The 11,669-nt window shown below is 68.6% G+C and carries 5 protein-coding genes; all 5 read right to left on the bottom strand.

Going from position 1 to position 11,669, the window contains the following annotated elements:
- Positions 1-534: 534 nt before the first annotated feature.
- Positions 535-870, bottom strand: coding sequence for an STAS domain-containing protein (locus AC1DXX_RS24515; RefSeq protein WP_478136818.1), 336 nt, complete (start codon positions 868-870; stop codon positions 535-537).
- Positions 871-953: 83 nt separating this feature from the next.
- Positions 954-1,697 (bottom strand): 4'-phosphopantetheinyl transferase family protein, encoded by a 744-nt coding sequence (locus AC1DXX_RS24510; RefSeq protein ID WP_478136817.1) that lies wholly within the window; start codon positions 1,695-1,697, stop codon positions 954-956.
- A 17-nt stretch (positions 1,698-1,714) separates the two neighbouring features.
- Positions 1,715-3,496: an acyl-CoA dehydrogenase family protein gene (locus AC1DXX_RS24505; protein WP_478136816.1), complete on the bottom strand. Its 1,782-nt coding sequence runs from the start codon at positions 3,494-3,496 to the stop codon at positions 1,715-1,717.
- A complete protein-coding gene (locus AC1DXX_RS24500) occupies positions 3,493-7,341 on the bottom strand; it encodes a type I polyketide synthase (protein WP_478136815.1) in 3,849 nt (1,282 codons plus the stop codon). Before AC1DXX_RS24500 ends, AC1DXX_RS24505 begins: the two co-directional genes overlap by 4 nt.
- Positions 7,338-11,630: a non-ribosomal peptide synthetase gene (locus AC1DXX_RS24495; RefSeq protein ID WP_478136814.1), complete on the bottom strand. Its 4,293-nt coding sequence runs from the start codon at positions 11,628-11,630 to the stop codon at positions 7,338-7,340. The genes AC1DXX_RS24500 and AC1DXX_RS24495 overlap by 4 nt, the downstream gene beginning before the upstream one ends.
- Between the last annotated feature and the right edge of the window lie 39 nt (positions 11,631-11,669).

Genomic DNA, 11,669 nt, shown 5'->3' with positions numbered 1-11,669 from the left:
GCTCACCTACATCGCGCGGCTCGCTGAGTATCCGCATCCCGCATCCCGCCGCCGCTGCCGATGTGATGCCGATGCCGTCAAGGTGGCAGAGCGTAGAAGGTCGATCTTCCGACTCCATTCATTCCGGCCTCTAGCAGGCGCTTTGTCATGGGCAGCAGTGAGGGAGCGGGGCATTTGTCTCCTCGGAAAAAGGTGCGTACCGCTCATGCGCGCATGCGGCGCAATTTCTACAGTGACTTCACGGCGAAACGCTTTGCCCAAGACAGGCAAACAAGCGGCGCCGGTTGTCCACCTCACTGGAGAACGCACATGGCCAAACAGTTCGCTCAGCTCTTGGTGTCTTCGTATTTGCTTGTGTTCTTCGCTTTGTGGTTCATCATCTGAATGCGAAGCGGCCGCCCCAATCCATTGGCAACGTGCAGCCTATGGTCGGGGCGCAGACAGCTTGCGGTCGTTGCTGATCGTGGAGAGCAGTAGCTCTACTTCTGCGTCTCGCTGCTCAACGATGCGTGCGGCGGTGCCTTCCGCTCGCGATCAGGTCAGCAACTTGACCCCGTCCGCGCGCGTTTGGGCGAACTGAAAGAGCTTGGTGAAACCGCTCAACTCGAAGATCTGGAACACGTTCTCGTTCATCGACGAGAGAACAAGACGCCCTTGCGAGATCTTGATGGCCTTGGCGCATTTCAGGAACGTCCGCAGGCCTGCGCTGCTCATGTAGGCCACCTGCTGGAGGTCGATCAGCAAACGACAGTCTGCCCGCTTCGCATGCTCGATCAGCACAGCCTCTACTTCTTCACATGTGGTGCTGTCGACTCGACCCAAGATATCGACGATCACGATGTTGTCGTGCAAAGTCTCTGAAACGAGCATGGTGTCGCCTATGTAGAAAATGAAGTCGAACGTCGGCTGCGTCAGCCACCAAGCCGCAACCGTGATTTGCGAACGGCCCGATTCTACGGGTCCGCACCGGAACTGCGCCGCAGCAATGCGCTGCCGTCGAAGGGGCCTCGCAGGTCGACCGGTCGACCGCACGACCGGACCGCAAGACCGAGGGCATAGCCAGCCCGTACGGGAAGACAAAGCAGTGTCCATGCCCTCGCCTCTTCGTCGGCTGCAAGCACCAGCCGCGCCCGGTCATGCGGCTCCAGCGCCACGGCGAATGACTGGAAGTCCATGGCAAAGCCCATGCCCAGGGCCTTGCTGTACGCCTCCTTCAACGTCCACAACCTGAAGAAACACGGCTGCTGTTCCGGCCCGGGAACTGCTGCCAGCAGGGCCTGCTCCGACGACGTGAACACGCTCTGCGCAATGCCATGGATGTCCGTGGCGCGATGCATCGCCTCGACATCCACGCCGACGCCCGGCTCGCACGCGAGCGCCAACGCCACGATCGCACCCGAATGGGACAGGTTGAAGTGCAACGGGTTCATGTTCCCCGTCGCGCCCTCGGTCGTCGCAGGCGCGACGAGACAGGGGCGGCCCTGTGGTCCTGCGGAAAACGCGAGCGCTGCCGGCGGCACACCGAGGCACTCGGCGAGCACCCGGCGCGTGAGTGCCCTGCCGGCCAGGAAGCGGTCGCGATCCTCCTGACGGACATAGCGCTGCCAGCGCACGATCTCGCCCTCATCGAGAAGCACGGCGTGGCGTTGCAGTTCGACCCGGTCGAGATCGTCCAGGTCGCAGAGCCACAGGTCCACCTGACTCTCTACCGGCATCACGCGGGCGGAATCTCGGTGATCACGTCCGCGGTCAGCCATTGCAGCGAACCGGCCATCACCTGCGTGCTGACCGAAGCGGCGGGCTCGGGCTGGTACTGTGACGCGGTTTCCAGTGCGGACGATGCGCGGCTCGCCGCATCGCGGCAGTACAGGTCGGCCAGCGCCTGCATCTGAGCACCCTCGTCTCCGGCAACGGACGCCTCGCTCTCCACCCGGGACAAGGTCACCGCCTGGGCCCAGAGCAAGCACAGCGCACGCCCGATCTCCACCAGGGCAGGTTGCTGCGCAGCAGCGGCCATGAGACCGCCGCTGCGTTCGATCAAGGCCTGCGCGGCCTGCGAGATGCGGGTGGTCAGGACGGCCGCGGCCTCGAGGTGCGCGCGGTTGACCGGCGACAGGGACTGCGTGGGAGGAACCGGCGCCTGCACAGGCGTGCCGCCCTTCGCGATCGCCATCACGGCTGAAAGACCCAGGTTCATGGTCAGCAGTTCGTTGGTGGTTCCGAAGATCCGCAGGACACGCATGTCCCGATAGAAACGTTCCACCGGGTACGGCACGACACCACGCCGGGCCAGCGACACAGCCGTCTCGTAGCCACGCCCCGCGATCAGGCTCATGGTGCTGTCGATCACGCCCCACACCGCGTCGCTGCCCCATGGCTTCATGGCCGACCACTCGCTCCACAGGTCACGCTGGCCTTCGGCCTGGGTCAGCGTCGTCCAGCGCATCACGCTCTCCTGCGCAAAGATGCTGGCGGCGACCTCGGCCAGCGTCGACTGCGTCGCCGCATAGGTGCTGAGCGGTTGCTCCATGTAGAGCCGGTTGCTGAAATCGCGCAACCACGTCAGGCAGAGCTTGGACGCAGCCAGGGCGAGGGCATTGATGAACATGCGATTGGGCTGCTGGATGGCCATGACCACGTCCAGGCCCTTGCCGAACTCGCCGACCATGCGGGAAGCCGGAACCACGAAGTCCGTGAACTCCAGGGTTGCACTGGCCAGCCCCCGCAGCCCCATGTAGGACTGCTGGCTCGCGACGCGAAAACCAGGATGGCGCGTGTCCACGATGAACACCGAGATGCCGATGGCACCGTGCGTGCCTTCGGAGAAGGTCGTGCATGGCAGCACGAGCAGGTCTGCAATCGGCCCATTGCCTATGTAGCACTTGGCCCCGTTGATCACGAACTGGGTCCCGTCGGCGCTGGGAAGTGCAGTGGTCTGGAAGATCGGATTGGACGCGCCCTGCAGTTCGACGGCGGCCAGCGCCGAAATGGCGCCCGCTTTCACCAGGTCGGCAACTTCCTGCATGGCGCTCGGATCGCTCATCCAGGACGCATAGGCGGGTGCCCCAAGGTAGTTGTTGACGGAGAGAGACATCGCCACGGCGGGGCACCAGCTCGCCGTCAACTCCGTGAACCTGGCCATGTTGAGCGGCGAGACGCCATCGCCGCCCAATGCGACCGGCAACATGAGCTTCTGCAGACCTGCATCGCGCACCAGCGCGACGAAGTCTGGCGGCAGATGCCCGGTGGCATCGACCCGGGTGGGATCGATGTAGGCAAGCAGGAATTCGGTCTGGCGCTGAAGCAGCAGATCGCCTGCGAGCCGGTCTTCCGCATCCTGGATCGGGAAAGGCTGCACCAGGTCCCATCGGAAGACACCCGTCAAGGCCGACTTCATGAAACCGGGTGCAGGGTTCTGAGGTGTCGCCTCGGCGAGGAGACGCATGATGGTGGCAGGATCGTTGGGGATCTGGCCTCCCGATTCGGTATGGATCACGACAATTCCTTCGGATACAGCGCAGCAACAGGGCCCGTACCGACGCGCTGTTGCTCGGCAAGGGTGGAGGCGATCACCGCCGCCACGGCAGCCACGTGGGGCGGCTGGAGCAGCGTCATGTGATTGCCGGGAATGTGCAGCACCTGGATGCCGCCTTGGGCCAACTGGGACCAGCCCCAGTCTTCCGTGCGGTCGGCCGAGGTGCCGGCGCTCGCCGTGCGCATCAAGATGGCCGCGCCACGCCATGGCTGCGGCCGATAGCCCATCGCCGCCCTTGCGTTGGCGCCGTAGACCCGCAGCATGGCCAGCAGACCTTCCGCACCCGCCCTGCCGCGCAGCTTCAGGTAGCCGCGCACGTACGGGGCGATGTTGCCCAGCACGGTGCCCAGCAGAAAGCGCAGGGCTTCGATCGGACCGGGGAGCTGGCCCGCGATCTGCGCGGGCGTGTCGATGAGCAGCGTTGCAAGAACGGTGCGGCCGCGCCGATCGAGCTCGCGCGCAACCTCGAATGCAACCGGCGCTCCGAAGGACCAGCCACCCACGCACACCGGCCCCACCGGCCGCGCCACCTCGATGGCATCGGCGAAGGCGACGGCCTGCGCGCCAAGGCTCGGCAGGGTGGGCCCGCCGTCCTGCATGCCCGGCGGAACGAGCGCATAGAAGGGCTGTCCCGCCCCCAGCATGGCGGCCAGCGGGAAGTAGGGGAAGGCCGTCCCCATGATCGGCGTCGCCATGAACAACGGCGGCAGGTCGCCTTCAGGCTGGATCGCCAGCAGCGTGGAAGGCGGGGCTTGGGGCGCGTCGTTTGCAGCCGTGCGATCCATCCCGCTTGCCACCAGGCCGGCCAATGCCGCCAGGGTCGGCGCCTGGAGGAACTGCGGCACGGTCAGGGTGACGCCGAATTCCGCGCGCACCCGTTTCAGCAGCCCCAGCGCCATCAGCGAATGCCCGCCGGAGAGAAAGAAGCTGGCATGCCGGCCAGCGGGCATCGCGCCGATCACCGCGCGCCATTGGTGTGCCAGCCGCCGTTCGATGTCGCCTTGCGGCGCATCCGGCAAAGGATCGCTCGCGGAGGTCTCGCTGTCGCCGGCGTTGGCATACAGGGGCGCCGCACCAGGTTGCACGCCCCGCGCCGGTGGCACGACCCAGTGACGGCTGTGCTCCCAGGCATAGGATGGCAAGCGCACATAGGACCAGCGTGCCGGCAGCCCGGTGGTGAGGGACACCGGCTGGCCAGCGGCGAACAGGCGGCCRGTCGCCTCTGCGATCGACAGCACGGGGTCGGCATCGCGCTGCAGCGTGCCAAGGGCGAGACCGACCCGGCCGCCGTGCAAAAGGACGGCACGCACGGGCTCCACCAGCAGCGGGTGCGGGCTGAGTTCCAGGAACACGACGGAGCCGGCCTCGGCCAGCGAGGCGACCGCTTCGTGAAAGCGCACCTGATGTCGCAGGTTGCGCCACCAGTAGTCCGGGTCAACCCCGGCACCACCGACCCAGCCGCCAGTGACGGTGGAGAAGAACGGTATCGTGGGCACTTGAGGCCGAATGCCCGCCAACGCAGCGCGCAGGCGCGTTTCCAGCGGATCCATCTGCGGTCCGTGCGAGGCCACGTCGACCTTCACCCAGGCGGTCACCGCGCCCGCGGCTTCCAGCGTCGTCGCGAGATGCTCCAGCGCTTCACGATCGCCGGAGAGCACGCAGGTGCGTGGGCCGTTGCTCACCGCAACCGACACGATGGCGTCGATGGCCAGCGCGCGCAATGCTTCCTGTGCCTCGTCCGGCGACCGATCGAGCGCCAGCATGGCGCCGCGGCTGTGGCCCGCATGGCCGCTGACCGTGCGCAGCAGCGCGCTGCGCAGCGCGATCACACGGGCGGCATCGTCCAGGCTGAGGGCTCCGGCCACTGCCGCTGCAGCGACCTCCCCCATCGAATGCCCCAGGACGGTATCGGGCACGACGCCGCGGCTGCGCCAGAGCGCGGCGAGTCCAACCTGCATGGAAAACAATGCCGGCTGCACCACGTCGATCGCTTCGAGCGCCGCATCAGGCCCCTCCCCCCGCAGCGTCGCTTCCAGATCCCAGGTGATCCACGGGGCCAGCGCGCGCGCGCAGGCCGCCACGGCCTCGCGGAACACCGGCTCACGGGCGAGCAGCTCTCGACCCATGCCCACCCACTGCGAGCCCTGGCCAGGAAAGACGAACACCGTGCGCCGCGTCCCGCCCAGGCGCTCGGCATCGAGCGTCGAATCCGTTGCCAGCGTCGGCATCGCGGCCTCCAGCGAGCTCCCCAGCTCGGACAGCGTGCGGCCTGCGACGGCAAGGCGCCATCTGTGCAAGGTACGCCGATGCATGGACGAAGCGCAGACATCGGCCAGCGCAGCCTCCGAGCGCTTCAGGAATGCGGCATACCGGCCGGCCAGTCCCGCCAGTGCGCCCGGGGAGCGCGCCGACAGCAGCAGGATCGCCGGCCCCTCGCAAACCTCCGTTGTCGCTGGCACCCGGCGGGCGGGCGCCTCGCCCAGCACCACATGGGCGTTGGTGCCGCCGATGCCGAAGGCGCTCACGCCGGCGAGCCGCGGTCCACCCACCTCGGGCCAGGGCTGCCGCCGATCGGCCAGGACAAAGGGCGAGCTTTCCAGGGCCAGCGCCGGGTGCGGACTCACCACGTGTTGCGTCGGCGGGATCTCGCCTTCGCGCACCGCGAGGGCCGCCTTGATCAGTCCGGCGACGCCCGCCGCGGTATCGAGATGGCCAACAGCGCTCTTGAGCGTTCCCAGGCGGCAATAGCCGACGGCGTCGGTGGCGCGGCGGAAGGCTTCCGTCAGCGCCGCCACCTCGATGGGGTCGCCCAGGGGCGTCCCGGTGCCATGGGCCTCGATGTAGCCGATGCGCGCCGGATCGACGCCCGCCATCTCCTGCGCCAGCGCAATGACTCTGGCCTGCCCGGACACGCCGGGTGCGGTGTAGCCGGCCTTGGCGGCACCGTCGTTGTTGATGGCGGTGCCGAGGATCACGGCGTCGATCTGATCGCCATCCGCCAGCGCATCGGCGAGACGCTTGAGCACCACCGCGGCGCATCCGCTGCCGAACACTGTTCCTCCGGCATCGGCGTCGAAAGCCCGGCAACGCCCGTCGGGCGACAGGATCATGCCTTCCTGATGGAGGTAGCCGACACCGTGCGGCACGGTGATGCTGCTGCCACCGGCCAGCGCGGCATCGCACTCGTACGAGAGCAGTGCCTGGCAGGCCATGTGCACCGCCACCAGCGAGGTCGAGCAGGCGGTCTGCACGGTCACGGCGGGGCCTGTCAGGTCGAACTTGTAGGCCACGCGCGTCGCCAGGAAGTCCTTGTCGTTGCCGATGAGCGTCGCAAAAGCGGCCGCGGCGTCCTCGCTGTTCGCCATGGCGGCGCCCAGCAGGTTGTGCATCAGATAGGTGGGCACGCCGCACCCGCCGTACACGCCGATCGGCCCCGCCGGCCGGGCCGGATCGATCCCCGCGTGCTCGAGCGCCTCCCAGGCCACCTCCAGAAAGGCGCGGTGCTGCGGATCGAGGCTGGCAGCCTCCTGGCTTCCATAGCCGAAGAAGCCTGCGTCGAAAAGCTCGATGCCATCCAGCACGCCCTGGCGCGGTACGAAAGCGGGGTCACGCCGAACCCGCTCGGGCACGCCAGCGGCCTCCAGCTCGGCATCGCTCAGTGTCGTGATGCCGTCGACGCCGTCCAGCAGGTTGCGCCAGAGCGTCTCGACGCTGCCAGCCTTCGGAAAGCGGCCGGCCATGCCGACGATGGCGATGCGCCCGGCGTGATCGCCGTCGCTGTCCTTGTGCGTACCGAGGTCGCTCATGGGATGTCTCCGGCCGGGCTCACCGGCTGGCGCCGCCCCGCCTGCCTGGCTTGGGCCGCACGCCGCAGCCCGGCACGGTCCTGCAGGCCATCGAGCGCGCTGCCGCCGTCACCGGCCAACAGTGCGGCCATGCCTGCGACCGTGGGGTCGCGGAACAGATCGGTCATCGCGATGCCCCCCGGGGGCAGGCGTTCGGCCCATTCAGCGTTGAGGCGCGCCTGCAACCGGGCCAGCAGCAGCGAATGCCCGCCCAGATCGAAGAAGTTGTCGTGCACGCCGACTGCGTCGTGTCCGAGCACCTCGCGCCAGAGCGCAGCGATGCGATCCTCGAGCCCGGTGCGTGGCACCGTCGCTGCGCCGGGATGGGCGAGGACCGTGTCGGGCAGCGCCTTGCGGTCGATCTTGCCATTGGGCGTGCGCGGCATGGCGGGCAGCACGGAAAGAACCGAAGGCACCATGTAGGGCGGCAAGCGGGCCGCCAAATGACCGCGCAACGCCTCCACCGACGGTGCGGGCTCCCCCGGTACCGCCACGACCCAGGCAGCGAGGTGCCCGTCATGGCTGCCACTGCGGCCTGTGCCGGGGCGCAGTGCGGCCACGGCCTCGCGTACCGCGGGATGCTCGACCAGCACCGCCTCGATCTCCTCGAGTTCGATGCGGAAGCCACGCAACTTGACCTGATGGTCCATGCGGCCGTGAAACATCAGCACCCCGTCGGCGCGCCAGCGCGCCAGGTCGCCCGTGCGGTAGACCCGCGCTCCCAAGGCGAAGGGGTCGGCCTGGAAGCGCTCGGCGCTGAGCTCCGGCCGGCCGTGGTAGCCCTGCGCCACGCCGGCCCCGCCGATCAGCAGCTCTCCCACCACACCGATCGGCACCGGCTGTCCCTCCGGGTCGACCACGTAGACACGGGTGTTGCCGATCGGTCGCCCGATCGGCACGGAGCCTGCGGGCAGTGCGCTCCGCTCCACGCGATGCGCGGTGGACCAGATCGTCGTCTCGGTCGGGCCGAACAGGTTCCACAACACGCACCCCGGCGCCGGCTGCAGCATGTCGGCCAGGTCACGGGGCAGCGCCTCGCCGCCGACCAGCATGGTCAGCCTCGCATCGGGCTGCCATCCTGCCGCCAGCAGCAGGCGCCAGCCGGCCGGCGTCGCCTGAAGCAGCGTGGCGCCGCAGGCCGCCAGGCGGCGTGCCAGCAGCACGCCGTCGCGGCTCTCCGCCGCCGACGCGATCTCCACACGGGCGCCCACGGACAACGGCAGAAACAGTTCGAGCCCCGCGATGTCGAAGGCCAGAGTGGTCACCGCAAGCAGGCAGTCCTGCGGCCGGGGCTCCAGCAGGTCGCGCATCGCCGCGAGGAAATTGCCGAGACTGTGATGGTTGACCACGACCCCCTTGGGACGTCCCGTGGTGCCGGACGTGTAGAGCACATAGGCCGGTCGGTCGGTGTCCTGCGTGACGTTCGGCGCCTCCGCGCCTGCATCGACCCAGGGTGACGGCACCTCCACCAGGCGGCAGTCGACACCGGCGAGCACGCCACGGCTGCCGGCGTCGATCAGCACCAGGGTGCAGTCGGCATCGGCCACGATGCCGGTAAGCCGGTCTGCCGGATGCTCCCGGTCCAGCGGCACGTAGGCCGCACCGCAGCGCCACACCGCCAACAGCACGGCCACGAGCGCAGGATCGCGGCCCAGACAGACACCCACCCGGGTACCGGCCACAACGCCCTGGCCCGCCAGCCAGCCAGCCAGGCCCCCGGCGTGCGCCCAGAGCGCGGCGTAGCTGAGCTGCTCGTCGCCATGGGACACGGCAATGGCATCCGGTCTCACCTGCACCTGGGCGCGCACCAGCGCCAACGGATGCGGTATCGGCCAAGGCCGCCGGGTGTCGTTCCATGTCTCCAGCAGCATGTGGCGCTGCTCGCCGTCCATCAGAGGCAGCGCGGCCACCGGTGTGTCCGGTTCGGCGAGCGCGGCCGCAAGCAAGGTGAGCAGGTGGTCGCGCAGGCGTGCCACCGTGGCCGCATCGAACAGGTCGCTGTCGTACTTGATCTCGGCGCCCAGCCCCTCTCCTTCTTCTCCCCCCTGCGGCTGGAATTCGAAGCTCAGGTCCATCTGCGAGCCCTGCACGGCGATGTCGAGGCCATGGAAGGTGGGCGCACCGGCAGCCGGTGCGGCACGACGACCGGCGTGGTCCAACTGGTTCTGGAGCACCACCATGACCTGGAAAACCGGGGGGCGGCTGGGGTCGCGCGGCACTGCCATCTCCTGCAGCAGCAGGGGGAAGGGATAGGCACGGTGAACCAGCGCCGAGGCGGCATCGACCGCCGTGCGGGCGAGATGCGCCGCGAAAGTCGGCTTGTCCGAGAAGTCGGCGCGCAACACCACGGGGTTGATGAAATCACCCACCGTGGCGCTGAAGACCTCCCCCTCGCGCCCCGCCGTTGGCGTGCCGATCAGCACGTCGTCGGCACCGCTCCAGCGATGCAGCAGCACCTGGCAAATCGCCGCCAGCAAGGTGAACAGGGTGACGCCGCGCTGGCGCGCCACGGCAGATGCATTCGCACTCAGCGCCGCCCCCAGCGGGAAACGCAATGAACTGCCGCGAAAGCCCTGTACCGGGGGACGCGGTCGGTCGGTCGGCAGGTCCAATGCCGGCAGCGGGCCCGCCAGTCGATGGTGCCAGTGCGCGCGCGCCTGTACGCCAGCGGGGCTGGAGAGCCAGGCACGTTGCGCCGCCGTGAAGTCCGCATAGCTCCTCGGGGGCGCCGAGGGTGGTGCCTCCCCCCGCTGAAGCGAAGCAACGCAGGCGCGCAGGTCCTCGACCAGCAGCACCAGCGACCAGAAGTCGATGACGATGTGGTGCAACGCCAGGAACAGCACCTGCCGACCTGCATCGCGGCGGAAGACGACGACACGCCAGCCCAGACCGGCCTCCAGGTCGAAGGGCTTTGCGTAGGCCTCGGCCACGGCGCGCTGCAAGGCCTCGTCGTCCCAACCGGCGGCGTCGACGTGGCGGACCTCGAGCGCCTGTTCGGGTGCCGACTGCTGCATCGGCTCGCCCTCGATCAGCGGAAAGCGCGCATCGAGCACATCGTGGCGGCGACGCAGCAGTGCGAGAGCGGCATCCAGCGTCACCGGGTCGAGCGGCGGGTCGAGCGCAGCCACGTAGGGCAGCGTGTAGGCCGCGCTGTCGGGTGCCATCCGCGCCAGAAGCCACATCGAACGCTGGTTGTAGGAAAGCGGCGAGCGACCATGACCCGTCGCGCCGGCCGACCGACTTGCGGTGGCCACCGAATGAGGCTGGCCCTGCTGCTGGAGCCGCAGCAGCAGCAATTGCCTCTTGGCCGGGGACAGGGTCGACAGGTCGACGCCGGCGGGCACGCGGACCGGGGCCTCGCCCGCTGAACCGGGGTCCGCGGCCTCGGACAGGTGCGTACTCAGGCGATTCATCAAGGATTCGGCGTCGTGGTCGTTCATGCAGGGATCCGGGCGTATGAGGGTCAGGCCAAGTCGGCCATCGCCGCTCGTGACGGCAGCGAGGACCATTTGCGTGGCGGGCGGAACGACCGCCAAGTCGAGTGCCGTGATGCCTGGCAGGACGACCCTGCCAAGGTTGGTCAAGCCGAGCCTGTCGGGTGCAAAGCGGTCGATGTCGGCGGTGACCGCATCGAAACGGCCAACCCCGGCGAGCCAACCCAGCGCAGCGAGTTGGGCCGGCAGCAGCTGCTGCGGCGCGGCACGCTCGCGCACCGCAGCGCTGACGGCCACGGCCAAGGGCCAGAACGACGCGCTCGCCTCGACCAGGTGGGTCGTGGTCACATCGGCAACCGACAACGTGAAGGCATCGCGGTCGCCCAGCATCTCGCGTGCGGAGACGGGCGAGTTCAGACCGAACGTACCGCATCGCGCCTGGGCCAACAGCAGTGCTGCCGCCAGCGCGCCGTGCACCGTGGCACCTTCGGCGCGCGCGCGCGCTGCCAGCGCTGCGGTGGTTCGCGCATCCAGGCGGCGATGGCTCAAGCGCGGCTGCCACTGCGCCGCGGTCAAAGTACCGGCGTGCAGATTCCCGGATGGCGGCATGACTTGCAGGATCGCCGCAGCGCGACGCTCGTAGGCCATGGGCAGGACGTCGTTGAAATGCCCCGCCTGCGGGGCACCTGCCGGCAGCGCATCGTCGGCGAGCAGCGCCGCCAACAGCAGCATGCCCGCGTGGGCATCACCGATCGCGTGGTGGAAGGTCACCAGCAGATCGGCAGCGCCATCGCCATCGCCGTGCAGAACGGTCATCCGGCACAGCGGACCGCTCGCCAGATCGAAGGGCTGTAT

This window comes from Variovorax sp. P4_B10, assembly GCF_056402375.1.
The sequence above is the reverse complement of the archived record's forward strand: the minus strand, read 5'-3'. Positions and strand labels throughout refer to the sequence as shown.